The sequence below is a fragment of the Novosphingobium sp. BL-S-24 genome, from assembly GCF_055521575.1.
Genome location: NZ_CM145488.1, coordinates 2,293,620 through 2,319,156, shown reverse-complemented (window position 1 = coordinate 2,319,156; position 25,537 = coordinate 2,293,620). Strand labels below are relative to the sequence as shown.

At 63.7% G+C, this 25,537-nt stretch carries 28 protein-coding genes; 16 read left to right on the top strand and 12 right to left on the bottom strand.

Annotated elements, in window-relative coordinates; translation table 11 throughout:
* Positions 1-12: 12 nt before the first annotated feature.
* Genes ACZ1JM_RS16540 through ACZ1JM_RS16515 form a run of 6 tightly spaced genes read left to right on the top strand, consistent with a single transcriptional unit; the run spans position 13 to position 6,666 of the window.
* A complete protein-coding gene (locus ACZ1JM_RS16540; RefSeq protein ID WP_465135114.1) occupies positions 13-1,032 on the top strand; it encodes a 2-oxoadipate dioxygenase/decarboxylase family protein in 1,020 nt (339 codons plus the stop codon).
* The gene (gene astD / locus ACZ1JM_RS16535) at positions 1,029-2,453 is read left to right on the top strand and encodes a succinylglutamate-semialdehyde dehydrogenase (protein ID WP_465133442.1); all 1,425 of its coding nucleotides are present in this window, start codon (positions 1,029-1,031) and stop codon (positions 2,451-2,453) included. The genes ACZ1JM_RS16540 and astD overlap by 4 nt, the downstream gene beginning before the upstream one ends.
* Entirely contained in the window at positions 2,450-3,667 is a 1,218-nt protein-coding gene (locus ACZ1JM_RS16530; RefSeq protein ID WP_465133441.1) for a hydrolase, read from the top strand. Before astD ends, ACZ1JM_RS16530 begins: the two co-directional genes overlap by 4 nt.
* Positions 3,664-4,671, top strand: a complete 1,008-nt coding sequence (locus ACZ1JM_RS16525) for an arginine N-succinyltransferase (RefSeq protein WP_465133440.1) — start codon at positions 3,664-3,666, stop codon at positions 4,669-4,671. Before ACZ1JM_RS16530 ends, ACZ1JM_RS16525 begins: the two co-directional genes overlap by 4 nt.
* 58 nt (positions 4,672-4,729) lie before the next feature.
* Complete coding sequence (locus tag ACZ1JM_RS16520) at positions 4,730-5,992, top strand: N-succinylarginine dihydrolase (RefSeq protein WP_465133439.1); 1,263 nt, start codon at positions 4,730-4,732, stop codon at positions 5,990-5,992.
* Positions 5,992-6,666, top strand: a complete 675-nt coding sequence (locus tag ACZ1JM_RS16515; RefSeq protein WP_465133438.1) for a pentapeptide repeat-containing protein — start codon at positions 5,992-5,994, stop codon at positions 6,664-6,666. The genes ACZ1JM_RS16520 and ACZ1JM_RS16515 overlap by 1 nt, the downstream gene beginning before the upstream one ends.
* 12 nt (positions 6,667-6,678) lie before the next feature.
* On the opposite strand, the gene ACZ1JM_RS16510 is transcribed toward ACZ1JM_RS16515, so the two are convergent.
* The 4 genes from ACZ1JM_RS16510 to ACZ1JM_RS16495 form a co-directional block, all read right to left on the bottom strand.
* The gene (locus ACZ1JM_RS16510; protein WP_465133437.1) at positions 6,679-6,975 is read right to left on the bottom strand and encodes a hypothetical protein; all 297 of its coding nucleotides are present in this window, start codon (positions 6,973-6,975) and stop codon (positions 6,679-6,681) included.
* Between the two features lie 163 nt (positions 6,976-7,138).
* Positions 7,139-7,525 carry a YybH family protein gene (locus ACZ1JM_RS16505; protein ID WP_465133436.1) on the bottom strand — a complete coding sequence of 129 codons (387 nt, stop codon included), beginning with the start codon at positions 7,523-7,525 and terminating at the stop codon, positions 7,139-7,141.
* A 119-nt stretch (positions 7,526-7,644) separates the two neighbouring features.
* The gene (locus ACZ1JM_RS16500) at positions 7,645-8,256 is read right to left on the bottom strand and encodes a hypothetical protein (RefSeq protein ID WP_465133435.1); all 612 of its coding nucleotides are present in this window, start codon (positions 8,254-8,256) and stop codon (positions 7,645-7,647) included.
* A gap of 52 nt (positions 8,257-8,308) precedes the next feature.
* Positions 8,309-9,232, bottom strand: a complete 924-nt coding sequence (locus ACZ1JM_RS16495; RefSeq protein ID WP_465133434.1) for a calcium-binding protein — start codon at positions 9,230-9,232, stop codon at positions 8,309-8,311.
* 269 nt (positions 9,233-9,501) lie between these two features.
* On the opposite strand from ACZ1JM_RS16495, the gene ACZ1JM_RS16490 reads away from it, so the two are divergent.
* Entirely contained in the window at positions 9,502-10,431 is a 930-nt protein-coding gene (locus ACZ1JM_RS16490) for a glycosyltransferase family 2 protein (RefSeq protein WP_465133433.1), read from the top strand.
* A gap of 3 nt (positions 10,432-10,434) precedes the next feature.
* On the opposite strand, the gene ACZ1JM_RS16485 is transcribed toward ACZ1JM_RS16490, so the two are convergent.
* The 3 genes from ACZ1JM_RS16485 to thiC all read right to left on the bottom strand — a co-directional run bounded on the left by ACZ1JM_RS16485 (position 10,435) and on the right by thiC (position 13,508).
* Positions 10,435-11,196: a DUF72 domain-containing protein gene (locus ACZ1JM_RS16485; protein ID WP_465133432.1), complete on the bottom strand. Its 762-nt coding sequence runs from the start codon at positions 11,194-11,196 to the stop codon at positions 10,435-10,437.
* Positions 11,193-11,489, bottom strand: a complete 297-nt coding sequence (locus ACZ1JM_RS16480) for a hypothetical protein (RefSeq protein ID WP_465133431.1) — start codon at positions 11,487-11,489, stop codon at positions 11,193-11,195. Before ACZ1JM_RS16480 ends, ACZ1JM_RS16485 begins: the two co-directional genes overlap by 4 nt.
* A gap of 144 nt (positions 11,490-11,633) precedes the next feature.
* Complete coding sequence (gene thiC, locus ACZ1JM_RS16475) at positions 11,634-13,508, bottom strand: phosphomethylpyrimidine synthase ThiC (protein WP_465133430.1); 1,875 nt, start codon at positions 13,506-13,508, stop codon at positions 11,634-11,636.
* 228 nt (positions 13,509-13,736) lie between these two features.
* Between thiC and ACZ1JM_RS16470 the strand changes: the two genes are divergently transcribed.
* Positions 13,737-14,363 carry an SOS response-associated peptidase family protein gene (locus ACZ1JM_RS16470; RefSeq protein ID WP_465133429.1) on the top strand — a complete coding sequence of 209 codons (627 nt, stop codon included), beginning with the start codon at positions 13,737-13,739 and terminating at the stop codon, positions 14,361-14,363.
* Here the strand turns inward: ACZ1JM_RS16470 and ACZ1JM_RS16465 are convergent.
* The gene (locus ACZ1JM_RS16465) at positions 14,360-14,707 is read right to left on the bottom strand and encodes a DUF3060 domain-containing protein (RefSeq protein ID WP_465133428.1); all 348 of its coding nucleotides are present in this window, start codon (positions 14,705-14,707) and stop codon (positions 14,360-14,362) included. The genes ACZ1JM_RS16470 and ACZ1JM_RS16465 overlap by 4 nt on opposite strands.
* A gap of 78 nt (positions 14,708-14,785) precedes the next feature.
* On the opposite strand from ACZ1JM_RS16465, the gene ACZ1JM_RS16460 reads away from it, so the two are divergent.
* Positions 14,786-15,373 carry a uracil-DNA glycosylase family protein gene (locus ACZ1JM_RS16460; protein WP_465133427.1) on the top strand — a complete coding sequence of 196 codons (588 nt, stop codon included), beginning with the start codon at positions 14,786-14,788 and terminating at the stop codon, positions 15,371-15,373.
* A 24-nt stretch (positions 15,374-15,397) separates the two neighbouring features.
* Here the strand turns inward: ACZ1JM_RS16460 and ACZ1JM_RS16455 are convergent, their stop codons facing one another.
* Positions 15,398-16,246: a MipA/OmpV family protein gene (locus ACZ1JM_RS16455; RefSeq protein WP_465133426.1), complete on the bottom strand. Its 849-nt coding sequence runs from the start codon at positions 16,244-16,246 to the stop codon at positions 15,398-15,400.
* A 124-nt stretch (positions 16,247-16,370) separates the two neighbouring features.
* Positions 16,371-16,913 (bottom strand): N-acetyltransferase family protein, encoded by a 543-nt coding sequence (locus ACZ1JM_RS16450; RefSeq protein WP_465133425.1) that lies wholly within the window; start codon positions 16,911-16,913, stop codon positions 16,371-16,373.
* 71 nt (positions 16,914-16,984) lie between these two features.
* On the opposite strand from ACZ1JM_RS16450, the gene crtY reads away from it, so the two are divergent.
* From crtY to ACZ1JM_RS16420, 6 genes are all read left to right on the top strand, one after another.
* A complete protein-coding gene (gene crtY / locus ACZ1JM_RS16445) occupies positions 16,985-18,226 on the top strand; it encodes a lycopene beta-cyclase CrtY (protein WP_465133424.1) in 1,242 nt (413 codons plus the stop codon).
* The gene (locus ACZ1JM_RS16440; protein WP_465133423.1) at positions 18,223-19,701 is read left to right on the top strand and encodes a phytoene desaturase; all 1,479 of its coding nucleotides are present in this window, start codon (positions 18,223-18,225) and stop codon (positions 19,699-19,701) included. Before crtY ends, ACZ1JM_RS16440 begins: the two co-directional genes overlap by 4 nt.
* Positions 19,698-20,135: a T6SS immunity protein Tdi1 domain-containing protein gene (locus ACZ1JM_RS16435; protein WP_465133422.1), complete on the top strand. Its 438-nt coding sequence runs from the start codon at positions 19,698-19,700 to the stop codon at positions 20,133-20,135. The genes ACZ1JM_RS16440 and ACZ1JM_RS16435 overlap by 4 nt, the downstream gene beginning before the upstream one ends.
* 1 nt (position 20,136) lies before the next feature.
* On the top strand, positions 20,137-20,730 hold the full coding sequence (locus tag ACZ1JM_RS16430; protein WP_465133421.1) for an LOG family protein: 594 nt from the start codon (positions 20,137-20,139) through the stop codon (positions 20,728-20,730).
* Positions 20,731-20,764: 34 nt separating this feature from the next.
* Complete coding sequence (locus ACZ1JM_RS16425) at positions 20,765-21,751, top strand: phytoene/squalene synthase family protein (RefSeq protein ID WP_465133420.1); 987 nt, start codon at positions 20,765-20,767, stop codon at positions 21,749-21,751.
* A gap of 81 nt (positions 21,752-21,832) precedes the next feature.
* Positions 21,833-21,982 (top strand): lmo0937 family membrane protein, encoded by a 150-nt coding sequence (locus ACZ1JM_RS16420; RefSeq protein ID WP_465133419.1) that lies wholly within the window; start codon positions 21,833-21,835, stop codon positions 21,980-21,982.
* A 30-nt stretch (positions 21,983-22,012) separates the two neighbouring features.
* Here the strand turns inward: ACZ1JM_RS16420 and ACZ1JM_RS16415 are convergent, their stop codons facing one another.
* A complete protein-coding gene (locus ACZ1JM_RS16415; protein ID WP_465133418.1) occupies positions 22,013-23,290 on the bottom strand; it encodes a multidrug effflux MFS transporter in 1,278 nt (425 codons plus the stop codon).
* A 79-nt stretch (positions 23,291-23,369) separates the two neighbouring features.
* Between ACZ1JM_RS16415 and dinB the strand changes: the two genes are divergently transcribed.
* On the top strand, positions 23,370-24,491 hold the full coding sequence (dinB, locus tag ACZ1JM_RS16410; protein ID WP_465133417.1) for a DNA polymerase IV: 1,122 nt from the start codon (positions 23,370-23,372) through the stop codon (positions 24,489-24,491).
* Positions 24,492-24,499: 8 nt separating this feature from the next.
* On the opposite strand, the gene ACZ1JM_RS16405 is transcribed toward dinB, so the two are convergent.
* Positions 24,500-25,480 (bottom strand): MarR family transcriptional regulator, encoded by a 981-nt coding sequence (locus ACZ1JM_RS16405; RefSeq protein ID WP_465133416.1) that lies wholly within the window; start codon positions 25,478-25,480, stop codon positions 24,500-24,502.
* Positions 25,481-25,537: the final 57 nt, after the last annotated feature.

Here is a 25,537-nt window from a genome sequence, read left to right as displayed (position 1 = left end):
ATCGAGGATGACATGGCCGAGGCATCGACCAGCGCTCCGACGCTGGATGACCTTCTCGCACCGCTTGTCGGCAAAGACCGAGCTAGATCGGTGCTGGATACCCTGGAAGTCGCGCCCCTGTTGCGTGACCGGAGCGAACGGCCCAGCCGGGCGCAAGTAGCGATGGCGCTGAACGCCGCGCTGTTCCTGGACCTGCTCGACCGCGTCCCGACAGCAGCGCGATACGTCAATGAAATCCGCGAGCGCGGAGTGCCGACCGTGTTCGATCATGGCGCATTGCGCACCATCGACGGACAGACGGGGTCCCTTCCGTCAGGGTACGGCGCATTTCTGCGATTTCTGGCGCCATTGGGATATGAAGTGCGCGGGCTCTATCCGCTTCCGGCGCTCAAGATGACCGGGCGGGCGCTGGTGCAGGCAGACCTGCCAGAGGCCGTGCCCCAGTTCTTTGTTTCCGAGCTGCACGTCTCTCAACTGGATCCCACGGCGCAACAGGCAGCGGCACGTGTGTTCGGCACGTCAATCGATCCCCTTGGCGAGGCCGAGTGGCTGGCGCTCAATGCGATTGGACGGCATGGCAATTGCACGCTCGAGGACGCACACGTCATTCTCAACGGCGCGCTCCGGGCCTTCGGACGTCAGCACGCTGTTCCAGCGCTTTCGGACTACGACACTCTGCTGCAGCACAGCAAGGAAGCGGCGTGGATTGCGACTGAAGGCAATGCCTTCAACCATGCGACCACACGCGTTGCCGACGTGACCAGTCACGCGGAAGAATTGAAAGCCGCAGGCTATCCCCTGAAGCCCAGCGTCGAAATTTCCAGCAATCGACGCGTTCGGCAAACCGCGATCCTGGCTGACGCCGTGCCCCGCCCCTTCCGGCTTCCCGACGGCAGTGAAACCATGCTTAACGTGCCGGGTTCGTTCTATGAGTTCATTACCCGCGACGTCGACCCGGACACGGGCCGGATCGACCTGACGTTCGACAGCGGAAACGCGACCGGCATCTTCGCGGTGACGAGGGGAGCATGACGATCTTGCAGTCGATCGATCCCGCCAGCGGCGACGTCGTATGGGAAGGTGAAGCAACCGGGCCGGACGCCGTGTCCGAAGCGATGGAGCGCGCGCATCGTGCCTTTCCGCGCTGGGCGGCTCGCCCCGTCGAGGAACGCGTGGCAGTGGCCGAGCGGTATCGCGCCGCGCTGGAAACCCGCAAGGATGCCATCGCCGAACTGATCGCGCGCGAAACCGGCAAGCCCTTGTGGGAGGCACGCGGCGAAGTCGCGTCAATGATCGGCAAAGTTGGGCTGTCGATCACCGCCCAAGCCGAACGGGCGGGGGAAAAGCGAAACGACATGCCTTTCGGTCAGGCCGTTCTGCGCCATCGTCCGCATGGTGTCATAGCGGTGCTGGGGCCGTTCAACTTCCCCGGCCATCTGCCCAACGGGCACATCGTCCCCGCCCTGCTCGCGGGCAACACGGTGGTGTTCAAGCCCTCCGAGATGACCCCCGCGACAGGCGCCGCCATGGCTGAATGCTGGGCCGAGGCGCTCAGCGATCACCGGCATGTTTTCCAATGCATTCAAGGCGCACGCGAAACCGGTGAGGCGCTCGTCTCCGGGAAGATCAACGGCCTGCTGTTTACCGGCTCGGCCGCCGCCGGGGCGCATTTCCGCCGCGTCTTCGCGGATCGACCCGATGTGATTCTGGCGCTGGAACTGGGCGGCAACAATCCCCTCGTCGCCTGGGATGCGCAGGACATCGACGAGGCGGCATCGGTGGTCGTGCAATCGGCTTTCATCACGACCGGCCAGCGATGCTCATGCGCGCGGCGGCTGATCGTGCCAGACAGTGCTTTCGGCACCGCGCTGGTCGATGCCGTAGCCGCGCTGGCGGATCGCATCGTCATTGGCGCTTGGCACGATCAACCGGAGCCTTGGATCGGCCCCCTGATCTCCGACGCGGCGGCACGCTCCGCCCAGGCGCGGTTCGCCGATCTTGTGACGCACGGGGCGCGGGTCATCCGGCCATTATCGCCTGTGGATGGCCGCCCGGAAGCCTTCGTCGCCCCCGCCATGCTGGACGTGACAGGCATCCGCGTACCGGACGAGGAGATCTTTGCGCCCGTCCTGCAAGTCACCCGCGTGGCCGATTTCGATACAGCGATGGCGGCGGCGAACGACACGCGCTTCGGCCTTTCCGCCGGCCTCATCAGCGCGGACAATGCGTTGTGGCAGCGGTTCATCAATGAAGGCCGTGCCGGGGTCATCAACTGCAACCGCCCGACGACTGGGGCCGCCGGTTCCATGCCTTTCGGCGGGTTGGGTGATAGCGGCAATCACCGCCCCAGCGCCTATTACGCGGCGGATTACTGCGCCTATCCGGTCGCCAGTTTCGAGGCCGCGCAGGCGAGCGGAAACGCCGCCGCTCTGGATGGAAAGCTGCGTCCATGAACCTGTCGGCCGCCGAGCAAGCCCTTGTCGCCCCGATCGAACGCGCGCCGATCCTGTCGCGGACGCTGGAATGGGCTTCGATCAACAGCGGCACCGCCAATCTTGACGGACTGGCCGCAATCGCCGGCTATCTCGCGGATTCCCTGGCCCAACTCCCCGGCGAAGTACGGCTGGTCGATCCCGCTCCTGTCGAGAAAGTCGATGCGCGGGGAGATTTGCACCCTGTTGGGCACGGCCGTCATGTCGTGCTGTCTGTGCGTCCCGGCGCGGAACGGCGCGTGATCCTTACCGGGCACATGGATACCGTCTACCCGCGCGACCACTCCTTCCAGACCTGCGAGTGGCTGGACGATGACACGCTGAACGGCCCCGGCACCGCCGACATGAAAGGCGGTCTGGCCCTGATGCTCGCGGGCCTTGCCGCCTACGAGCAGCAGTCGCCCACGCTTGGCTATGATGTGTTGATCAACAGTGACGAGGAAACCGGGTCGCTTTCGTCCGCCGCGCTCATCGCCGATCTGGCACGCGGCAAACTGGCGGCGCTGACGTATGAACCAGCGCTTCCCGATGGCGCGATGGCGCGGGCGCGGCCCGGATCGGGCAATTATTCCGCCGTGGTGCGGGGCCGCTCTGCCCACGCCGGGCGCAATCCGCAGGACGGGCGCAACGCCATCGTCGCCGCCAGCGAGCTTGCCTTGCTGCTACATGGCGCTGTGCGCGAAGGCCTGTCCATCAACCCTGCCCGTATCGAAGGCGGGGCGCCGAACAATACCGTGCCCGACCTTGCGATCCTCCATTTCAATCTCCGCCCCCGCTCACCTGAGCTGGCCGAAATCGCGCGCGCCATGCTGGACGATGCCATCGCGCAAATCAGCGCCCGGCACGATGTCGGCATCGAATTGCACGGCCATGTCTCGCGTCCGCCCAAGCCAATCACCGCAGGAACGCAGGCACTGTTCGGTCTGGTCAGCCAGGCGGCCACCGACCTCGGCCAGCCGATGCGCTGGCAAGACACCGGCGGCGTGTGCGACGGCAACAACATCGCCGCTTGCGGCGTGCCCGTGATCGATACGATGGGCGCGCTAGGGGGGGCCATACACTCACCGCAGGAGTTCCTGATCGCCAGTTCCCTCGATGCCCGCGCCCGGCTGACCGCCCTCGTCATGCATCGGTTGGACCGCCATGGACTGGCGGCGGGGATCGCCGCGTCATGACGTTCCTGCTGCGCACCGCACGCCAAAGCGACCTGGAAGCCCTCTACCGCATGGCCAAGGGCACGGGCGGCGGCTTTACCAACCTGCCACCGGACAGACCTACCCTGCAAGGCAAGCTGGAACGCGCCGCCGCCAGCTTCGGTCGCGATGACGGGCAAGTCGCCAACGATCTGTTCGTCTTCATTCTGGAAGACACCAGCGACGGCAAAGTGCGCGGCACCTGCCAGGCGTTTTCGCAAGTGGGGATGGAGCTGCCGTTTTATTCGTATCGCATCGGTCGGATCACCCAGCATTCCAAGGAGCTGGACCGCACCTTCCGCGCCGAGATGCTGACGCTTTCAACCGATCTTGATGGCGCCAGCGAAGTGGGCGGCCTGTACCTTGACGCGACTGAGCGATCGGCGGGCGTCGGCAAACTGCTGGCGCGCAGCCGCTACCTGTTCATCGCCAATCACCGGGAGCGATTCGGCGACACGACGCTGGCCGAACTGCGCGGCGCGATCGACGATGCGGGCAACTCCCCCTTCTGGGACGGACTGGCGGGTCGTTTCTTCGACATGAACTTTCGCGACGCCGACGAATTCAACGCCCGCCACGGCAACCAGTTCATCGCCGACCTCATGCCCAAGCATCCGATCTATACCGCGTTGCTCTCTGAAGCGGCGCGCCAGGTGATGGGGCAGCCGCACTATTCCGGACGCCCCGCGATGCGGATGCTGGAAAGCGAAGGGTTCGCGTTCCAGAACTACATCGACATTTTTGACGGCGGCCCCACCATGATCGCCCGGACCGACCAGATCCGCACGATCAAGGACGCGCATACCGTCAAGGTTTCGGCGGTGACGCCCTTAGCGGGCGAACCCACGCACCTCGTCGCCACCGGCCGCCTTGCGGAATTTCGTGCCTGCCTCGGCGTGGTGAGCGAAGATGGCGGATTGGACGAGGCGGCGGCGGACTTATTGGGCATCGGTATCGGAGATACGGTCACGTATGCGCCTGCCTAATCACCCCTCTGCGTGAAACCAATTCCCCCAACACCGACCCAACGCTAGGCTCCTTGTCATGCTTCAAGAGATCAATTTCGATGGCATCGTCGGCCCTAGCCACAACTATGCCGGGCTGAGTTTGGGCAACCTGGCCTCGACCAGGAACTTCGGCAAAATCTCCCGCCCCCGCGCGGCTGCGTTGCAGGGCCTCGCAAAGATGCGCGCCAATCTGGAGCAGGGCTTGCCGCAAGGCTTGTTTCTGCCGCAACGCCGCCCGGATGTCGGATGGCTGGAGCGCCTTGGCACGACAGTTGAAGCCGCCAGCCCCACGTTGCGCGCCAATGCGCTGTCGGCGTCATCGATGTGGGCCGCCAACGCCGCCACCGTCTCCCCAGCCCCCGATACGCGCGACGGGCGCTGCCATCTGACGGTTGCCAACCTGATGACGATGCCGCACCGCAGCCATGAGTGGCGCGAAACGCTGGCGCAGTTGCAACTGGCCTTCGCCGCACAGGATCACTTCGCAGTCCATGGCCCTGTCCCCGCCCCTTTCGGAGACGAGGGCGCGGCCAACCACATGCGGCTTTGCCCGCATCACGGTGCCCCCGGCATCGAGGTGTTCGTCTATGGCGAGGCGGGCGGCCCCTTCCCTGCGCGCCAGCACCGGGAGGCGAGCGAGGCGGTAGCGCGCGTTCACGGACTTGACCCCGATCGCGCCCTTTTCGCCCGCCAATCTGACGAGGCGATCGCAGCCGGCGCGTTTCACAATGACGTCGTCGCCGTCGCCAATGAACGGGTGCTTTTCACCCACGAACAGGCCTTTGCCGACCGCGATGGTTTCTATGCTCAATTGCGGGGAAAACTGCCCGAAGTGGAGATCGTGGAGGTTCCCGCCGCAGCGGTCAGCTTGGCGGACGCGATCAAATCCTACCTGTTCAACGCGCAACTGGTGACGCTGCCCTCGAACGAGATGGCTTTGGTGCTGCCGGGCGAGGCGAAGGAGACCCCGGCGGTCTGGCAATGGCTGGAACGCCATGTTGCCGGTAACGGGCCGATCCGTCACCTGTTCGTCCATGATCTGCGCGAAAGCATGGCCAATGGCGGCGGCCCCGCCTGCCTGCGCCTGCGCGTGGTGGCCGATCCTGCGGCCATCGATCCGCGTTTCATCGCCACGGCCGAAAAGCTTGATCGCATCGAAACGCTGGTGGCCCGTCTCTGGCCCGAACAGATCGCGGTGGACGATCTGGCGAACCCCTCACTCTGGCGCACCTGTATCGAAGCCCGGGCGGCACTGTGCCATGAACTGGACTTGCCAGAGCTCGACCAGGACGCCTTCTGATGACCCACGCCGCAATCTGCGAGCGTACGCTTGCCCGCGCCGACATCGAGGACCTGCTCACCGACAAGCGCCACCTCAGCGACTGCGATCTGGATGAAGCGGACCTGTCGGGACTAGATTTGTCGGGCTGGACCTTCGAACGCTGTTCCCTGCGTCGCGCGGAGTTCACGCGCTCGCGGCTGGAGGGCACGATATGGCTATCATGCCGCGGCCCGTTCGCGGACTTCGCCAGCGCCGATCTTACCGACGCGCGCTTTACCGCCTGCGACCTCAACAACGCCGCCTTTCGCCTCGCCACGCTGGACGATGTGGTGTTCGACCGGTGCAAACTGACCGGGGCTGACCTTTCCGACACCCGCGCCGTCAGCCTGAAATTCGACGAAACGCTGCTGGTCGGCGCGAAGCTGACCGGTCATTCCTTTTACAAGGCGCGGCTGGAGCGGGTCGATTTCGCGCAGGCGGACTTGCGAAAAACCGATTTTCGCCAAGCCACATTCAACGACTGTTCGCTGCGCGATGCCAACGTCGATGGTGCCCGGTTCGATGGAGCAGACTTGCGCGGGGCGGACCTGGGCGGCGTGAAACTGGCTGACGCCCGCCTGTTTCGCGGGGCGACCATTTCCCGCGAGCAGGCAGGCCAGTTGTTGGCCGAACTAGGCCTTAAAGTGCGCTAGAATACGCCATTGTCAGCCGTCGTTGCTGGAGAGGCGCCGCAGATTGTCCTGAACCGCGCGGCGATAGTAGCTGAGCGTGCGGCTGCAGACCGTGCCGGGATCGAAACCGAGCTGACCGCTCGCAAGGGCCACGCTCCATTCCCAACCGGCCCATACCTTTTCACTGACCATGCGGACCATTTCGTCGCCCGCACCGGCATCGCCTTGCCCGATCCGCACGGTGCGCAGGGCGATGACCGACCCGGCCTCTACCATCAGCTTTCCAGCATCGATCAACAGGGCTTCGGGAGCAGTGGAATTGGACTTCATCGACTAAACGCTCCTGAACCCGTCCTCGCGCAGGAATTGCGCGTGGTACGAGTACCGGCCAGGTTCGGGTATCCTCTGGAGACGCCCCGCGGCACTGCCCCGTGCCGGGTTGCCCGCGGGCCATAGCCGATCGCAGCGTCAGCCCCAAGCGATGTTTGAAGGGTCAGGCGAGAGTAACGAAAACTTCTGCCTCGATCACCCAGTCGCCGCTGACTTCGCGCCATTTCGCTGCATAGGTACCAGACGAGGATGCATCTTCCGACCCTTTCGCCGTACCCTCCCAATGTCCGTGCTCCATCGCGATCGGCGCAACGGGGGACAGTATCACGGTGTCCGGCGTGCGGGCGTAAATCATGCGGTTGGGATGCGCGAATTCGCGCCGCCACACTTTCACCTGCTCCATTCGCCCGCTTATGATCGCGCTGTCGGTACCGGTGATCATCACGCAATCGCGGGCCAGCAACGCCCCGATCGCGGGTGCGTCTCCCTCCGCGATAGCCCGATTGAAGGCGGCGCGCCGGGTGCGGATGGCAAGCTCCGCGGCGCTCATGCCGGCGCCGCCGGATTCAATACAGAGAGTGGGTGAGTTGACGCGATCATGTCCGCGTCATGCCCAAACCGTCGCCAAAGCGAAAGAGAGCGATGGGGATTGCCTCCGCTTTGGAGCGATCAGCCACATCCCTCGACATAGCCAAGCACCGGCATCATCCCGACATGGATCATGCTGACCTTGCCGTCCTTGCCGATCTCGAACCGCACGGCGGGGCCGCCGCTCTCTGCGTTCGGGGCGGTAAGATACTTGGCCGGAGCTTCGACGTATTTGTGCGGTTCTTCGCGAAAACCGGCGAACCACTTCTTGACGTCGGCTTCGGTGGAACCGACGCCTACGCCTTCGACCAGCTTCACGTCGGAACGCTGGCCGACAGTGATGCGCTGAACTTTTTTACCTTCGACGATGGCATAGACGCCGGGATAGTCGGGGGACGTAACGGTCTGGCAGGTGTCACTGGCCTGGGCGCCACGCGATGCCCAGCTACTGCCGGAAGGCACCGCCTGTCCCAAACGCAGATCGCCCAACCCTTCCAACCCGATGGTCTTGGAGCCAGCCTCAGTCGGCGCAGGGGATGTGACCGGCTCCGGCGCGACTTCGCTTGGAGCAGCCTCGGTCACTGCATCGGATGCAGTGGAGGACGATGCGGTGCTGGTCGGCTCGGAGCCGGAACAGGCTGCCAGCGAAAGAGCCAGCAGGGCGGGAGCGGTAAACGCAGCCAGATGCTTCATGGCGAAAAAAACGCGCCTGCATCCGCTCAGTTCCCACTCCCGCCCGCCTGGGTCAGGTGATGACTTCGCGGATCGCCGCCACAGCCGGGCGAGGCGAGAGGTCGGCGTTGAAGATGCCGAAGTTGTTCATCTCGCTGGTGCCGCCCCAGCTGAACAGCTCGTAGATGGTGAAGGTGTGCACGTAAGGGCGGGCCAACGCGGCCGCGATGTCGGACGCCAGAAGCTGCGCCTGCTGGGCCTGCGTAACGGGCGCGGCGGTAGCATTGCTGGCACCCCCGCCGGTCGTGCGACCCCATTCCGTGATCATGCCTTGCGAGTAGCCGCCTTGCGACAGCGCCGTCTTGAATGTCGCAAGACGGCCCGCGACGTCGGACTTGATCGTGGGATAAATATGCGTGTTGCCATAGTTGACGAACTTGGCCTGAGCGCCCTGCATGTAATCGTTGCTGGCGATGCGCGGGATGGAACGCAGCACCGGATCGACACTGGCAGCGGCGGCGAAGTCCTTCAGGTATGCCATCAACGCAGGGGCCGCGCCGGTGCGGAAGCCAAGGCGTTTGTCGGTGACACCCGAGTAGGTGACGGGGTTAAGGTCCGGCTCGTTGGGGCCTTCGATCGCCAGGATAGACCCGGGAGCGGCCGCAAGAAACGCCTTCAGGTCAGCGATGGAACGCGAAATGTCACGCACCGACAGCGTGAATACAAACTTCACGCCTTCCCGCGCCAGACCAACATAGGTGGCCCAGCCAGCGGTGCCGCTGAACGGTTCCCGGCAGCGCATCTTGCGCACGCCACCCAGCTTGTCGAGCGCAGGCATGATGTTCTTGAGTTTGTAGAGCGAACCCGTGTCCTGCGGCCGACCCTGCACCATGATGCGGCCGACCGACGAGGTCGCCGCCGAGGCCAAGGTGGAAGCGAAAGGTGCTGCGGCCACTGCACCCAGCACGAACCGGCGTGAAAAAGATGGATGCGTCATGCAGCCCGAACTCCGTTTGGGCCACCATTTGGCCCCCCGGATATTCCCTTAGTCCCGGCGCCATTTCGGAAGGCTTTCGCAGGAGGGTTTCCGGCTCGTTTAGATTTGGTGTGCGATAGTGAGCACGCGCTGCTCGATCGCCGCAATGAAGCGCTCCAAGTGCCTCCGAAATGGGCGTTCTATTTCAGACGATCAGTGCCGGTATGTGGCACTGATCGGAACGGACATTGAGCGTCCGAGGTGGAACGACAGGACGGGCGGCGCAAGGAATGAACGTGGACGTCGCGATATGCACTTTCCGGCGCTCGGAATGGCTGGCGGACTGCGTGAGATCGGTGGCCTCGCAACGGATGCCTGCTGACGCGGCCTTGCGCATCATCATCGCGGACAATAATCCCGCGCCGCTCATGCGCGATGCGGTGGAGCATCTTGCTGGAACATTGGCGATCGACATCGCGTATGTTCACGCCCCTGCCGCCAATATTTCGATCGCCCGCAACGCATGTCTGGATGCGGCGACGGGGGACTGGCTGGTGTTCATCGACGATGACGAACTGGCAGAGCCGGACTGGCTGGTGCGTCTGCTTGCAAGCGTGCGCAAAGGGGGCAGACAGGATATCGTCTTCGGTGTCAGCGAACCGATCATGCCGCCCGATGCCCCCGGCTGGAGCAGGTCGGGCGAGTTCCATGCCAATCGATTGACTGGCAATGACCGGTCGCACAACGGCTATACCTGCAACGTCGCAATCCGCCGGGCGGCAGTCCAAGGACTACGCTTCGCCATTCCCCTGGGAAAAACGGGTGGAGAGGACACCCTGTTCTTCCATCAGGCCAACGAACGCGGCTTGGGCTTCGGTTATGCCCGTGACGCCGTGGTGCGCGAAACCATTCCGTCCGCACGCGCGACCTTGGGATGGCTCCTCCGCCGCCGGTTTCGTTCAGGCCAGATCCACCAGATGCTGTTTGTCGACAGATCGCAGGGTGCAAGAGTTGCCGCGTTTGCCTCGATCAAGGCCGCATGGTGCCTTGGCGGTGCCATAGCGTCGATATGGTCGATGCAGCGTTGCGTCCGGCACCTGGCGCGGGGGGTTTTTCACAGCGGCGTCGTGCTGGCCGCGCTGGGCAAACGACCGCTGGAGGAATACACAGCGGCGGATGTTTCACAGCCTATCGGCGCGCCGGGAGCGACGGCTGCCTGATCGTCAGTTCTTGCCGAGCCTTTCGATCATGGCCTGTGCGGCTGCTGGCGCGCGTTCCTTGGCGCCGTTGATGAAGAACGCGAACACATCCTGACCCTGCCTGGACCATTTGCCGATGCGCAAAGCCCAATCGTCCAGTTCGGCGTCGAGATAGCCCTGATCCAGATCGGCGCGGGCGTTTTGCAGGCGAAGGTAAAGAAACGGCGGGTCTTTTGCCTCGGCTGCTGCGGCAAAGGCCGGGTATTTCGGCGAATCCGCGACAACGACGGCCACCCCCGCCTTCTGTGCGAGTTCGAAGAAGGCCGGGTCATCGAAGCTTTCGTGCCGGGGTTCGATGGCATGGCGGATCATCAGCCCCTCATGCTTTGCAGGCAGCAGTGCAAGGAACGCCGCGATTTCATCGGCATCAAATTTCTTTGTGGCCGCCAGTTGCCAGTTGATCGGTCCAAGTTTGTCGCCAAGCTCGACCAACCCCTGCGCAAGGAAATTGGCGATGCCCTCACCGGCTTCGGACAGATCCTTGCGGTTCGTGCAATACCGCGATCCTTTGAGTGCAAACACGAAACCATCGGGCACTGCATCCCGCCATTTGGCGAAGCTGGCGGGGGTTTGCCGGCGATAGAACGTGGCGTTGATCTCGGTCCCGGTCAGATGTTCTCCGACATAGGCAAGCTCGCGCGCTTGCGGCAGGCCTTTGGGATAGAACAGCCCGCGCCACGGCTCATACGTCCAGCCGCCAATGCCGACGTGGACGACGCCCGTCACGTCGTTTTCTTCCGGGCGAGGCGCTTGCGATTTGCCGAAACCTTGCGGCGATAATGCGTGACAGCCCGCTGAGCGCCTTGCGTGGAGCCGGCGAAACCAGCGGCAGCGAGCATCGCACCCACTTCGCTGGCGGCCTTCACTTTTTCCGACACCATCAGCGCGTTTTCCTTGTCGCTGCCGCGCCCGGTCATCATGTCGGTTGTGCGCATCCCCATGACGATCAGGGATTCGGCCCAGAGCCAGTAGCTGTCATGCGCCAGTTTCATCATGTCGGCAGGGGCGTTGCGCTTCATCGGGAGCCTCCTGATGGCGAGGCATCACCGCCCCGTCGTCATCCCGGCAAAGGCAGGGATCCATCGTTGACCTCGTCGTAACACGCGAAGCCGTCGGATGGGTCCCGCCCAAATCGGGCTGACGATCTACCGGGTGGTCAAGCCTCAGTCGTGTTCACGGTCTCCCGCGCCCATGTAGAGTTCGCTGCCGGTGTCCTTGAACACTTTCGCCATCTCGGCCATGCCCTGTTCCGCTTCCTCTGCGGCGAGGAACTGCGTGCTCGGCTGGTTCTGCTTGGCCGCGAAATCGCGCACTTCCTGGCTGATTTTCATCGAACAGAACTTCGGTCCGCACATGGAACAGAAGTGCGCCGACTTGGCGCCTTCAGCCGGAAGCGTCTGGTCGTGGTACTGCTCCGCCGTATCGGGATCGAGGCTGAGGTTGAACTGGTCACGCCAGCGAAATTCGAACCGTGCTTTCGACAGGGCATCATCACGCACTTGCGCGGCCGGGTGGCCTTTCGCAAGATCGGCAGCATGCGCGGCCAGCTTGTAGGTGACCACGCCGACTTTCACGTCATCGCGATCCGGCAGGCCAAGGTGCTCCTTGGGCGTGACGTAGCAAAGCATCGCCGTGCCGTACCAGCCGATCTGCGCTGCGCCGATGCCGCTGGTGATGTGGTCGTAGCCTGGTGCGATGTCGGTGGTCAGCGGCCCGAGGGTATAGAACGGCGCTTCGCCGCAGGCCTCGAGCTGCTTTTCCATGTTCTCCTTGATCTTGTGCATCGGCACGTGGCCGGGGCCTTCGATCATGACCTGCACGTCCTGTTCCCAAGCGCGCTTGGTCAGTTCACCCAGCGTGTAGAGTTCGGCGAACTGCGCCTCATCATTGGCGTCGTAGATGGAACCGGGACGCAGGCCATCGCCCAGCGAGTAGGCGACATCGTACGCTTTCATGATCTCAGTGATTTCGTCGAAGCGTTCGTACAGGAAGCTTTCCTTGTGATGCGCCAGGCACCACTTGGCCATGATCGAACCGCCCCGGCTGACGATGCCCGTCATGCGCTTGGCCGCCAGCGGCACGTAAGGCAGGCGCACGCCCGCGTGGATCGTGAAGTAATCCACGCCCTGCTCGGCCTGTTCGATCAGCGTGTCGGCAAAGATTTCCCAGGTCAGATCCTCGGCAACGCCGCCAACCTTTTCCAAAGCCTGATAGATCGGCACGGTGCCGATCGGCACGGGGCTGTTGCGAATGATCCATTCGCGGGTGTCGTGGATGTTGCGGCCGGTGGACAAGTCCATCACGGTGTCGGCGCCCCAGCGGATCGACCAGACCATCTTGTCGACTTCGCTCGCCACGTCGGACGCGACGGCAGAGTTACCGATGTTGGCGTTGATTTTGACGAGGAAGTTGCGGCCGATCGCCATCGGCTCTGCTTCGGGGTGGTTGACGTTGCTGGGGATGATCGCCCGGCCCCGCGCCACTTCGTCGCGCACGAATTCCGGTGTCACATAGTCGGGAATGGATGCGCCGAAGCTTTCGCCCGAGCGGTGATATTCCTTCAGCCGCGCACGGCCCAGATTCTCGCGCTCCGCCACGTATTCCATTTCGGGCGTGATGATGCCGCGTCGAGCGTAGTGCATCTGCGAGAGGTTCATCCCCGCCTTGGCGCGCAAAGGGCGACGCAATGCGGTGGGGAACGGTGGCACGCCGCCCGAGCGATCCGGGCCAAGCTGGCCGTTGTCTTCGGGCTTTACTTCGCGCGGCGCGTATTCTTCGACATCGCCACGCGCCAGCTGCCACGGACGGCGCAGCGGGGCGAGGCCAGCGGCGATGTCGATCGGCGCATCGGGATCGGTGTAGGGACCGGACGTGTCATAGACGCGCACCGGCGGCTCGCCGCTCGACGGTTCGAGATAGATCTCGCGCATGGCGACCCGGACTTCGGGGTTAGATTGCGCCGGAACGTGGATTTTCTTCGATCCGCGAATCGGCCCGGTCGTGACGCCGATTTCCAGTTTGGAGTTGATGTCGGCCATGGTGCACGTCTCTCCTTGGGGCGGTAGAAGAGACGGATTGCGGGCCTGAAACCTTGGTTGACCGCGTCCACTCCCTCCGCCCGTATTAACGAGTTCAGGTTCGACGGGTCGTGTGGAGCATACCCACACCTCTCAGCCCAGTGTCCGTTTTCGGCCACTGCTAGCTCCCCGGGGTGGCGCGATCATAGACGCGGTCGAGCGGCGGGTCTAGGGGCAACGGCAATGCCGATGCTCTATCGCCTGGATGCCACCGCGTCGGAGATTGCCCGCTGCTTCGGCGCGGAGGCGCGGAACGATCCCTGGTCGGGCGGGCATGTCGGGCCGGGGAAGTTCGCGCCGGTGATTACGGCGGGGCGCGAAGCCATCGCCGGGCCGCGTCCCCAAGGCAAGGCACCGCGCCGGATGATCCCCCGCCTGTGGGGCGTACCGCCGCCGCCGTCCGTTCATGATGCTCCACGCCACGGCATCCTGAGCGTGCGGAACCTCGGCAGTCCATTCTGGGTCGGCAACTTGCGCAACAGCGAATTTCGCTGCCTTGTTCCGGCGACGTCGTTCATGGAATGGGGGCGGCCTTCCCCAACCGATGGGAAGCGGCGGCAATGCTGGTTCGCCTGTGCGGATCAGCCCCTCTTCGCGATGGCGGCGGTGTGGAAGGATAGCGAAATCCCCTCGTTCGCCCTGCTCGCCTGCGAAGCGAACGCCGCCTTGCGTGCTGAAGGCCGGGATACCATGCCGGTGATCCTTCCGCCCGACCCGAGTGCTTGGGCGCTGTGGCTCAACGCGGGATGGGATCAGGCGAAGGATCTCGCCGCGCCTTATTCCTCTTCGCTGATGCTGACGCGCGAGGGGCCTTAGCGGGCGCGGGTCACCCGATTACCGACACCGGTGCTGCTGATCCTTGGCCGTGATTCACCCGGCGCGCGCCACGTCACGACATTGCTGGTGCCGACCACTGTGATGGACGATTTCGGAGCCATTTCCGCATGCACGACATTCCCGGAGCCTTCCACGTGAAGAGCCCTGCAGGGGCCGATCACGGTGACTTCATTGCTGCTGCCGGTGACGCGGGCATCGCCGCCGTCGCATTCGATCTGCGAATGTTCGCCCGAACCTTCCAGCGTGGTCTGCGCGTGAACTGCCAACGGAATCGTCAATGCCATTACAGCCGCCAGGCTCAATCCGATGCGATCAACTTTCATGAATACACTCCTCTTTGAAGCTCATCGGCCTGAGCCATACCTTGCACGATGGCGAAGCCGAGGCCATCTCGCCATCGCATGGAGACTTCCCTGGACATCCTGCTGGGAGACATTCGCCAGTGTCGGCTTTGCGCGGACGCACTCGGGTTTGAGCCCAGGCCGTTCGTGGCAGCGAGCGCAACCGCAAGGCTGCTGATCATCGGACAGGCACCGGGCAGCAAGGTCCACGCCAGCGGGATCGGCTGGGACGACGATAGCGGCGACCGGCTGCGAGGATGGCTGGGCGTCGATAAGGCCGAGTTCTATGACGTTGGCAAAGTGGCCCAGATGCCGTCCGGTTTCTGCTACCCCGGCAAAGCGAGCGGTGGCGACAAGCCGCCCCGTCCCGAGTGTGCGCCACGCTGGCATGATGCCCTGCTGGCGCAAATGCCAGCGGCTCAATTGACATTGCTGGTCGGGCAATATGCGCACAAGCGTTACCTGCCCAAAGGCTTCGCACCGAACCTTACCGAGGCGGTCAGGCACTGGCATGATGCGCCCGCTGGCCTGTTCCCCCTGCCGCATCCAGCATGGCGCAGCCGATTGTGGATGGCGAAGAACCCGTGGTTCGAGAGCGAAGTCCTACCCGCTTTGCACAGAAAGGTTCGCGAGGTGCTGGACCACTGATGGCCAACACCCAGCGTCGTCCGATCAGAACGTGTAGGCGACGCCGCCGCCCAAGATCCACTGGTCCGCATCACCGCGTATCGATGTGAACGGCGTGTCCTTGCCGTCGTTCAGCATCCGCGAATAGTTCACCACCCCAAACACCGAGAAACCTCCATCGCGCACGTCGCCCGACAGGTCGTACGCCATCAGCAACGAGGCGTTCACGCTGTCCCAGCCGCCCTTGGCGTTGTAAACGGGAAGGCCGCTGGCGGCGCTCTGCAGCGGCGTGACCGAATAGTAGTAGCTGGCGAAGTCATCATCGACGCGGCGCGCGCTGACTGCGGCGACGGCGACGATACCGGTGCTGAGCGGCGTGGCATAGCTGACGGCCGGCGAAATGGTCATCCCGCTGTACGCGCCCGCTACGTCCCACTTCACATCTGCCGAAAGGGTCAGCGAATCGTAGGGGTTGAGCAGTCCGTAGGCTGTCACGCCAGCAGTCGCGCCGACTTCGATCGCGGTATCCAGTTTACCGGCGGCGCGGACGACAGGGTCCTTGATTTGCCGCGCGCGGTTGGACGATACCGTGGCGACAGGCCCCAGCGAGAAGCCGAAGCCCGATACCTTGTCGTCAGGAATGAAATCGAGCGCGATACCTGCAACGCGCGGATTAATGTCGATGCCCTTGAACTTGCCGCGCACCAACGGCACCGGCGACACGACATAGTCGTCCGACCCGCGATAGGACGGTACATAGACTGCGCCCACGCCGATCGTCAGGTGATCGCCATCCAGCACGTTCTCTACCGGAGCAGCGCCCGCATCCTGTGCGAGTGCTGGCGCGGCGATTGCACCGACGAAGATGGCGGCGGAGGTCGCAAGCAGCCTCACGGGAAAACGGATACGCATTTATAGAGTGCCCCTTAGAGATATTGAGCGCCAAACGCGCTGCAGCCTCCCCGGTTGCTCGATTGTTTCATCGAGCAACGGAAGCGTTGCGATATTGTCACAGAAATCAGCCCTGGACGCCGGGGTCCATCTCGCTGCCAGCGCCCAGTTTGCGCTGCATCAGGAACACGTCCACCCACTGTCCATGCTGCCAGGCCGCTCCGGTAAGCGTGCCGACCGGCAGGAACCCAGCCCGCGCGTGGAGCACAACGGACGTCGGCTCCGACGCGGCGATCACGGCGAAGGCCTGGCGGAAACCGCGCTCCTCGCATTCACGGAGGAGTTCGCCCAGCAAGCCGCTGCCGATACCATGGCCCAGGCTGTCAGGATGGACATAGACCGTCGTTTCAACGGTATAGCGATAGCCTTCGCGAGGACCGTAGCAATCAGCATAGCCGAATCCTAGAACCCGGCCGGTATCGTCTTTGGTTACCAGGAAGGGGTATCCCCCCGCAACGATGGCCGCCATCCGCTGCCGCGTCTCATCTTCGGTCAGAGGCGCGGTTTCGAGCGTAGCGGTGCTTTCCAGCACATAGTGCGAGAATATGCCCGCAATCGCGGCAACGTCGTCAGCCGACGCGTCACAAATGGTGAGTACCCCTGTCATCATGTCCAGCATGCTACAAAGGAACGACGCTGCCAAGTTGCGGCAATCGATCGCAATCCCTAAACGTAAGGGCAATGCCGCAATCACCCGATGAAAATCTCGTAACCCCGCAGAACTGCGATCTGGCGATTCTGGGCGGCGGACTTGCCGGCGGGTTGATCGCGTTGGCAATGGCCGCGCATCGCCCGGACTTGTCCGTCGTGCTGTTCGAACGGGGCGATAAGCTGGGCGGCCATCACGTCTGGTCCTTTTTCGCCAGCGATGTGACCGGCAGGGGCGCAGCGCTCGTCGAGCCACTGATCGCGGCGCGATGGGACGGTTACTCCATTCGCTTTCCCGGAGCCCGGCGGCAACTTTCGACCCCCTATCGCAGCGCCACCAGCGCCAACCTGGACACTGCCGTCCGCGCCGCACTGCCGGCCGATCGCATCGTGACCGGTATCGACGTGGCGGACGCCGGGATCGGTCATGTGACGCTTGCCGATGGCCGTCGCTTCACCGCCAAGGCGGTCATCGACGCGCGCGGCGGTAATGGCCTGCCTCACATGCACGGCGGCTGGCAAAAGTTCGTCGGGCAGATGCTTCGCCTGTCCGCGCCGCACGGCCTTGCGCAACCGATCGTGATGGACGCAACCGTTGAGCAGGTGGACGGTTACCGCTTCGTCTATTGCCTCCCTTTCTCCGAAACCGACATATTCGTCGAGGACACGTATTACAGCGACACGCCCGATCTCGATCTCCCCTCCCTGCGGGACCGTATCGCCGCCTATGCTGGCGGCGCTGGCTGGCAGGTGGAAACGATCGCCTACGAAGAAAAGGGCGTTCTTCCTGTCATCGCGATGGGCGATTTCGATGCCTTCTGGAACGCGGGCGGTCCGGTCGCCCGAGCCGGTACGCGAGCGGCGCTGTGTCATCCGATGACATCCTATTCCCTGCCGGATGCGGTGCGCTTTGCGTTGCATCTTACCACGCACGATTTCTCCGGCCTCGACAATACCTCGGGCGAGCGCCTAGGGACGGTCAGTCATGACTGGGCCGAACAGCACTGGCGCGAAGGACGCTTTTACCGAATGTTGAGCCGTATGCTTTTCGGCGCAGCCGAGGGTCCCGACCGCTGGCGGATGCTGGCACGCTTCTACACCCTGCCCGAACCGCTGATCGAACGGTTTTACGCGGGTCGATCCACGGCGCTGGACATGGCGCGCATTCTGGCAGGCAAGCCGCCCGTTCGCATCGGCGCCGCTATTGCCAGCTTGGCGGGCAGTGGTCGGCCGCTGGCGGATCTTAATCCAGCCGATCGGGGAGCAATCGCATGAAGCGGGTTTGTGTAGTCGGTGCCGGATTCGGCGGCCTTTCCCTTGCCATCCGCCTGCAAAGCGCAGGCATCGCCACCACCCTGATCGAGGCGCGGGACAAAGTGGGCGGGCGCGCTTACGTATGGGAACGCGACGGCTTTACCTTCGATGCCGGCCCGACTGTGGTCACTGACCCGGATTGCCTTCGCGAACTGTGGGCGCTTTCCGGCAGCGACATGGCCGACGATGTGACGCTGATGCCGGTCATGCCGTTTTATCGCCTCAACTGGGTCGATGGCGTGATCTTCGATTACGGCAACGATGAGGCCGCACTCCGCCGCGAAATCACCCGCATCGCGCCGGACGATCTGGCCGGATACGAGGATTTCGTGCGCTATGCCGCCGGGGTTTGGCAGGAAGGCTATGTAAAGCTCGGGCACGAGGCATTCCTGGACTTCGCCAGCATGGTCAAGGCTGCGCCTTCGCTGGCGCGGTATCAGGCGTGGCGCTCGGTCTATTCGATGGTCTGCCATTTCGTGAAGGACGAGCATCTTCGTCAGGCGCTATCGTTCCACACCCTGCTCGTGGGCGGCAACCCCATGTCGACCAGCGCCATCTATGCCCTGATCCACAAGCTGGAAAAGGACGGCGGCGTGTGGTGGACCAAGGGCGGCACCAACAAGCTGGCGCAAGGCATGGCGGCCTTGTTCCAGCGCCTTGGCGGCACCTTGCGCGTGGGCGACAAGGTATCCCGCGTCCATACCATCGGCGATCAGGTGAGCGAGGTCGAATGCGAAAGCGGCTGGCGTGAGCGGTTCGATGCGGTCGCATCCAACGGCGATCTCATGCACACTTACGCGAAACTGCTGGGAGACACGCAGCGCGGCAAGGTGATGGCGAAAAAGCTGGCCCGCAAGCGCTATTCGCCCAGCCTGTTCGTGGTCCATTTCGGGCTGGAAGGCACTTGGCCGGGCATCCCGCATCACACGATCCTGTTCGGTCCCCGCTACAAAGGCCTGCTGGACGACATCTTCGAACACGGCGTTCTGCCGCGCGACTTTTCGATCTACCTCCACCATCCGACCGTCACCGATCCGGCCATGGCTCCGGCCGGCAAGAGCACGTTCTATGCACTGGTGCCGGTGGCGCACATGGGCAAGCTGCCGATCGACTGGGCGGAAGTCGGCCCGATCCTTGAAAAGCGCATCATCGCCGAAGTCGGCCGCCGCCTGATTCCCGACATCGAGGATCGCATCGTCACCAGCTTCCACTACGCCCCGCCCGATTTCGAGGCGGATCTCGGTGCGTGGAAAGGCAACGCCTTCAGCCTTGAACCGCTTCTCACGCAGAGCGCCTACTTCCGGGGCCACAACCGCGATGACAAGCTGAAGAACCTGTACCTTGTCGGCGCGGGCACTCATCCGGGCGCGGGGATTCCGGGCGTTGTCGGCAGCGCCAAGGCCACCGCCAAGCTGATGCTGGAAGATCTTCGGTGAGCCGCGAACTCCACGCCCTGCGCAGCGCCTGGGGGTGGACCGGCGTGGAATTCGCCGAAGTGGTTGCCCACAGCCTGATGGGCCACATGCTGCTGACCGATCGGCAGGGGTCGTTCCACTACCTCGATCCGGATCTGGGCTCGGTAACACCACTGGGTGACGAAGCCGCCGCGCAGGCGCATATGGATCGCGAAGAAACGCAGGTTATCTGGCGCGCCGATACGCTGGTCGATGCCGCCATTGCCCGCCTGGGTGCTGTCACCATCGGCGAAGTCTATAGCCTGACGCCGCAGGCCATGATCGCCGGCGATTACGCTCCCGAAAACCTGATCCGCATCGATCTGGTCGATCTGATCTACCTATCCGGCGACATCGCCCGGCAGACGCGAGACCTGCCGGAAGGTGCGCCCGTTTCCGTGAAAGTCGATACCTGAAATGAAGCGCCTTGCCGTCTATTGCGGTTCAGCCACCCCTGCCGATCCCCGTTACATGGATCTTGCCCGCGAAGTCGGCGCATCGCTCGCCAGCCAGGGCATCGGCGTCGTCTATGGCGGCGGGCGGCTCGGGCTGATGGGCGCAGTCGCTAGTGGCGCATTGCAGGCAGGCGGCGAAGTGCTCGGCGTTATCCCGGAGGCACTGGTGGGCGGCAATGGACGCGGCGGCGAAGTCGCCAACTATGATTGCGAACTGACGATCGTGGCGGACATGCACGAACGCAAGGCGGCGTTCACCCGGCTGTCCGATGGCTTCCTTGTTCTTCCCGGCGGCGTGGGCACGATGGACGAGCTTTGGGAAGCTGTCAGTTGGTCGCAACTGGGCTATCACAACAAGCCGGTCGGCATCCTGAATGCCTTCGGATTCTACGATGGCTTGCTCGCTTTCAATCGGCACATGGCCGAGGTCGGGTTCGTCAGGCCCGCGCACCAGGATATCATTCTCGCCGAAGCGGAGTTGGACCTGTTGCTGGTGCGGATGCGGGCGCATCAGCCCATCGTGCCGATTGTCAACATGGACCCGACCACCCTGTGATCCGTGCCACCCGTTTTCCGACGGCGCATTCACAATGGCGATGAGCCGTGCCGAACTGGTAAAGGCAGCGGCTGAGTCCATTCGCAAGGGCTCTAAAAGCTTCGCCGCCGCCAGCCGACTGTTCGACCGTAAGACGCGTGAACGGGTGTGGCTGCTCTACGCCTGGTGCCGCGCCTGTGACGATATCGCCGACGAGCAGGACCACGGCCACGCCGCCGCGCCCGTCCTGCTGGGCACGCGGCTGGACCCGGAATCGCGTCTTGCGACCATCCGCACGCTCACCGAACTCGCCATGGCGCGGGAGGAAACCGGCTCTCCCGCTTTCGACGCGCTGGGCCAGTTGATGCGCGAAACCCCGATCACGCGCACGATGGTTGACGACGTGATCGCCGGTTTCGCGCTGGACGCAGCAGAATGGCGCCCGCGCACCGAAACCGACCTGCTGCGCTACTGCTATCACGTCGCCGGAGCGGTCGGCGTGATGATGGCCGCCGTCATGGGCGTTCCCGCCGATGACGAGGACACGCTTGACCGCGCCTGTGATCTGGGTCTTGCCTTCCAACTCGCAAACATCGTGCGCGACGTGTGGGAAGATGACGCCAACGGACGCTGCTACCTCCCGGTCGAATGGTTGGTGGAGGCGGACATCCCGCCAGGCGAAGTGACCAAACCGCACTACCGCCACGCCCTCGTCCCGCAGGTCGCTCGCGCCTGTGCGATGGCGCGGGACTACGAGGCTTCGGCTCGCATCGGCGCTGCACGGCTCACCTTTCGTCAGCGCTGGGCTGTTCTGTCGGCAGCCAACATCTACGGCGGCATCGCGCGGGACGTGGAGCGCCTCGGCCCACATGCATGGGATCACCGCGTCTCCGTCAATGGCCGCCGCAAGCTCGCTTTGGTGGCCCGCGCACTAGTTCAGGCTCGCAGCACTCCCCCCGCAGCGGTGAAACCGGCAATATCCAGGCGAGAATTGCAGGCCTTGGCAAAGGCGGCTCCCCCTCCGCGAACGCGCCAACTCTGAATTTTACAAATTGGAAACAAAGACGGGAGCCTCCACTGGCAACGGGCGTTTGGTTGGTCTCAGACCTTCAGGAGGATTCCCATGCTGTTCACCATTGCCGCCATCCTTTTCGTGCTCTGGCTGCTGGGGCTGGTCGTGTTCAAGGTATCCAGCGTACTGATCCACCTGCTGCTGGTCATCGCCATCATCGTTGGCCTGATCCAGCTGTTCCGCGGCCGTCGCGGGGTTTAGGTCCCAACACCGCCCTGCTCGTCAGGCCAATTATGGCGTGACGGGTGGGGGCTGGGTCTTGTAGAAACCGGGCGGGTTGATGCGTTTGAACAACCTGCCCCGCTCGGAATAGAGAACCAGCACCAAGGCTATCGACCCGCAGACCACCATGGCGCCCATGATCGGCCGGGCCGTTCCATCGTAAGCAAAACCGATCAGCGAACCCAGCGCTGAACCCAGTACCATCCGCACGAATGCCATTACCGAAGCGGCAGCACCGGCAATCCGTGCGAAAGGTTGGAGCGAGATCGACTGGAAGTTCGATCCGATGAAGCTCATCATGCACAAGCTCATCGTCATCAGCGGCACGAACACCCACAAGCCTTCGCCCCGGAAGGCAAGGACAAGGTGGACCGCGGCAACGCCGATAAACCCCAGCAAGGCGGCATGCGATACGCGCCTTGCCCCGAACCGCTCAACTATGCGGGCGTTGGCGAAATTGGTGCATGCCATCACCAGCGCCATACCGCCGAAGATGATTGGAAAGAGCGTCCCTGCCCCAAAATGTTCACCCACCAGTTGCTGGGCCGAATTGATGTAGCCGAATAGCGCCGCCTGCACGAAAGCCGCACCCAGAAAGTACCCGAGTGCCGATCTCTCACGCAGGGCCATTCCCATGTTGCCGACGATAACGCCCAACTGCACCGGCTGGCGGTATCTGGGGTCGAGCGTTTCCGGCAAGCGTATCCACGTCCAGGCGAAAACCGCGGCGGCCAGGACCGCCATGATCCCGAATATCCATCGCCATCCGGCAAACAGCAGGACGGTCTGGCCAAGCATCGGCGCGATCATCGGCACGACCATGAACGTCATGGCGATCAGCGATTGCGTGCGCGCCATGCGATCGCCTTCGAAACGATCGCGCAGGATGGTCATTGGCATCACCATCATGGCCGACGTCACCAGACCGAGCATGCCGCGCGCGACCAGCAGCAGCGTAAAGCTGCCGGCCACGGCGCAGAGCACTGAAAATAGCACGTAGCCGACGATCGCGGTGAGCACGACTCGCCGTCGCCCGAACCGGTCAGCCAGCGCGCCGGGAAAGAGCGAGCCCAGCCCCGAGCACAGCAGGAATATGCCGATGATCAACTGCCGCTGGTTGGGGTCGGCTAGCTGGAGATCCCGGGAAATAATGCCCAAGGCAGGCAGCATGACGTCGATCGCGAGGCCCTGCAGGGCTTGGAGAGAAGCCATCAGGGCAACGAATTCCACTTCCTTCATCGGGAAGTGTCGTGGCTCGGCATCGGGGAAATGCATGGGATGGCGCATGGCGCAGATGGCCTTGATTGACCAGCCGAAAGACTCCGCCGATGGCGCTTTCGCCCTGATCGACGCTATATAGGAAGTGATGTCACCGCAGGACGACCATTTCGACGCTGATGACGAGGCCGATGGCCTGCGCAAGATTATCCACGTCGATATGGACGCCTTCTACGCCAGCGTGGAGCAGCGGGACGATCCTTCCATTCGCGGGCTTCCGGTCGCGGTTGGCGGGTCGTCAGGCCGGGGAGTTGTCGCAGCCGCTAGTTATGAAGCGCGGCGGTTCGGAGTGCGCTCCGCGATGCCATCGGGCCGCGCCGTTCGCCTGTGCCCCGAACTGGTGTTCCGCAAACCGAGGTTCGAGGTCTACCGCGAAGTCAGTCAGATCATTCGCGGCATCTTCCTGGACTACACGCCGCATGTCGAACCGCTCTCGCTCGATGAGGCGTATCTCGACGTCACCGCCGATCTGAAGGGCATAGGCTCCGCAACCCGCATCGCGCAGGAGATACGCAGTCGCATCAAGCGGGACACGCAGTTGACCGCCAGCGCGGGGGTTTCCTACAACAAGTTCCTGGCCAAGCTGGCGAGTGACCAAAACAAGCCCGATGGCCTTTGCGTCATCCGACCGGGCCAGGGTGCCGCTTTCGTGGCGGGGCTGCCGGTTCGTCGCTTTTACGGCATCGGTCCGCGCGGGGCGGAAAAGATGTCACGCCTTGGGATAGAAACGGGTGCCGATCTTGCCGCCAAGGACCTGTCCTTCCTGCGCGCCAATTTCGGCAGTTTCGCTGAATATCTCTACCGCGCCGCCCGGGGTGTCGATCTGCGACAGGTGCGTGCGGACCGCCAGCGCAAGTCGGTCGGTGGAGAGCGGACGTTTTTCGACAATATCGAAGCCCCTGAGGCACTGCGCGAAACGATGGACCACATTGTCGACGTCGTGTGGGAACGCATAGAACGCGCCCAAGCACGCGGGCGCACCGTGACCCTCAAACTGCGCTACGCCGATTTCCAGACCCTCACCCGCGCCCGGTCCCTCCCCCATTTCGTAGCAAACAAAGCTGAGTTCGCGGCGATCGGCCATGCCCTGCTGCAGGAGCAGCTACCCCTGCCCCAGCCGATCCGTCTGATGGGTTTGACGCTTTCGGCATTGCATCGAGAAGAGGAAAACGCCCGGCCCGCGAAGGATAGGCAATTGTCTCTGCTCTGAATTCGGGCTTACACTGGCGCGGGCGCTGTCGGGGCTATTTCGGCGAAATAACGGGACAGGGCCGCAGTCGCCTTGTCGCTGAGGGCGATGAAGGCGCGGCGCCGGTCGGTGGCGTCGCTGACGCGATCGAACAGGCCAGCTTCCACCATCTGACCGATCCAGCGCAGCGCAGTAGTCGGCGGAACAGCCGCCGCGATGCACAGCGAGGTTACGGATACCTGCTTTCCCTCGACGCGCGAAGCGGCAAGGTCCAGCAGCATGTCCCACGCGGGATCGGCAAACAGGTCTCCATCGAAGAAGCGGGCGCGAACCTGTCGCTGGCGGATGATCCGGCGCAGCACCTTTGCGTCAGGCAATTTCCCCGGAGTGCCGGGTGTCAGCGCCGGTGGCGCGGGCTGATCGGACGGCGGCTGCGCCAATGCGGAAGGACTGGAGCCCCGCGGATCGAGCCGGTCTATACGTCCCGCGATCTGGCCTACCTGCTCGGTCAGGCGCAGCAGCATCAGGCGGTCATCGTCGGACAGTTCACGCAGGCTGCCCGAGGGGAAGCCGGCGAGCACCTGGCCAAGCGCGATCACGCGTTCCGCCCGGTCGGGATCGACCAGCAGGACCGGCCGGGACTGGTCCATACAGGCGAAGACGTCTTCCAGCGCCTCGACGCTGGTGGAGACGATCAGTCGGGTTTCGCCCCGCGCCGCGCGCATGTCCAGCCGGGCAAGCGCGGCGAGCGAAGCGCCGTCCACCTGTGGGCAGTCCACCATGACCACATCGCCGAGCGGGCGCTCGACCCCCAGTACGAGATCCGCCAAGGGCCCCACCGCCATCACCGACAGCCCCGCCGCATGCGCGTCTTCGCGCAAGGTCGCCCGCAAGTGAGCGCGATTGGCGAAAATCGATAGGGCCACCGATGGCTCTGCAGACGATCCACGCCCCGCTCCCTTTGCCGCTCCATAAGCGAAGTCCGGCTGGATCAGATCGTTCTCGTACATGCGATGGCCCCGTCAAAAGTTCAGGAACATAATCGGAACAACGCCTACGAGGGTCAA

Coding starts and splice junctions, on each gene's coding strand:
- ACZ1JM_RS16540 (WP_465135114.1), top strand. CDS start 13: ATGGCCGAGGCATCGACCAGCGCTCCGACGCTGGATGACCTTCTCGCA.
- astD (WP_465133442.1), top strand. CDS start 1,029: ATGACGATCTTGCAGTCGATCGATCCCGCCAGCGGCGACGTCGTATGG.
- ACZ1JM_RS16530 (WP_465133441.1), top strand. CDS start 2,450: ATGAACCTGTCGGCCGCCGAGCAAGCCCTTGTCGCCCCGATCGAACGC.
- ACZ1JM_RS16525 (WP_465133440.1), top strand. CDS start 3,664: ATGACGTTCCTGCTGCGCACCGCACGCCAAAGCGACCTGGAAGCCCTC.
- ACZ1JM_RS16520 (WP_465133439.1), top strand. CDS start 4,730: ATGCTTCAAGAGATCAATTTCGATGGCATCGTCGGCCCTAGCCACAAC.
- ACZ1JM_RS16515 (WP_465133438.1), top strand. CDS start 5,992: ATGACCCACGCCGCAATCTGCGAGCGTACGCTTGCCCGCGCCGACATC.
- ACZ1JM_RS16510 (WP_465133437.1), bottom strand. CDS start 6,975: ATGAAGTCCAATTCCACTGCTCCCGAAGCCCTGTTGATCGATGCTGGA.
- ACZ1JM_RS16505 (WP_465133436.1), bottom strand. CDS start 7,525: ATGAGCGCCGCGGAGCTTGCCATCCGCACCCGGCGCGCCGCCTTCAAT.
- ACZ1JM_RS16500 (WP_465133435.1), bottom strand. CDS start 8,256: ATGAAGCATCTGGCTGCGTTTACCGCTCCCGCCCTGCTGGCTCTTTCG.
- ACZ1JM_RS16495 (WP_465133434.1), bottom strand. CDS start 9,232: ATGACGCATCCATCTTTTTCACGCCGGTTCGTGCTGGGTGCAGTGGCC.
- ACZ1JM_RS16490 (WP_465133433.1), top strand. CDS start 9,502: ATGAACGTGGACGTCGCGATATGCACTTTCCGGCGCTCGGAATGGCTG.
- ACZ1JM_RS16480 (WP_465133431.1), bottom strand. CDS start 11,489: ATGAAGCGCAACGCCCCTGCCGACATGATGAAACTGGCGCATGACAGC.
- thiC (WP_465133430.1), bottom strand. CDS start 13,508: ATGGCCGACATCAACTCCAAACTGGAAATCGGCGTCACGACCGGGCCG.
- ACZ1JM_RS16470 (WP_465133429.1), top strand. CDS start 13,737: ATGCTCTATCGCCTGGATGCCACCGCGTCGGAGATTGCCCGCTGCTTC.
- ACZ1JM_RS16465 (WP_465133428.1), bottom strand. CDS start 14,707: ATGAAAGTTGATCGCATCGGATTGAGCCTGGCGGCTGTAATGGCATTG.
- ACZ1JM_RS16460 (WP_465133427.1), top strand. CDS start 14,786: ATGGAGACTTCCCTGGACATCCTGCTGGGAGACATTCGCCAGTGTCGG.
- ACZ1JM_RS16450 (WP_465133425.1), bottom strand. CDS start 16,913: ATGATGACAGGGGTACTCACCATTTGTGACGCGTCGGCTGACGACGTT.
- crtY (WP_465133424.1), top strand. CDS start 16,985: ATGCCGCAATCACCCGATGAAAATCTCGTAACCCCGCAGAACTGCGAT.
- ACZ1JM_RS16440 (WP_465133423.1), top strand. CDS start 18,223: ATGAAGCGGGTTTGTGTAGTCGGTGCCGGATTCGGCGGCCTTTCCCTT.
- ACZ1JM_RS16430 (WP_465133421.1), top strand. CDS start 20,137: ATGAAGCGCCTTGCCGTCTATTGCGGTTCAGCCACCCCTGCCGATCCC.
- ACZ1JM_RS16425 (WP_465133420.1), top strand. CDS start 20,765: ATGGCGATGAGCCGTGCCGAACTGGTAAAGGCAGCGGCTGAGTCCATT.
- ACZ1JM_RS16420 (WP_465133419.1), top strand. CDS start 21,833: ATGCTGTTCACCATTGCCGCCATCCTTTTCGTGCTCTGGCTGCTGGGG.
- ACZ1JM_RS16415 (WP_465133418.1), bottom strand. CDS start 23,290: ATGCGCCATCCCATGCATTTCCCCGATGCCGAGCCACGACACTTCCCG.
- dinB (WP_465133417.1), top strand. CDS start 23,370: ATGTCACCGCAGGACGACCATTTCGACGCTGATGACGAGGCCGATGGC.
- ACZ1JM_RS16405 (WP_465133416.1), bottom strand. CDS start 25,480: ATGTACGAGAACGATCTGATCCAGCCGGACTTCGCTTATGGAGCGGCA.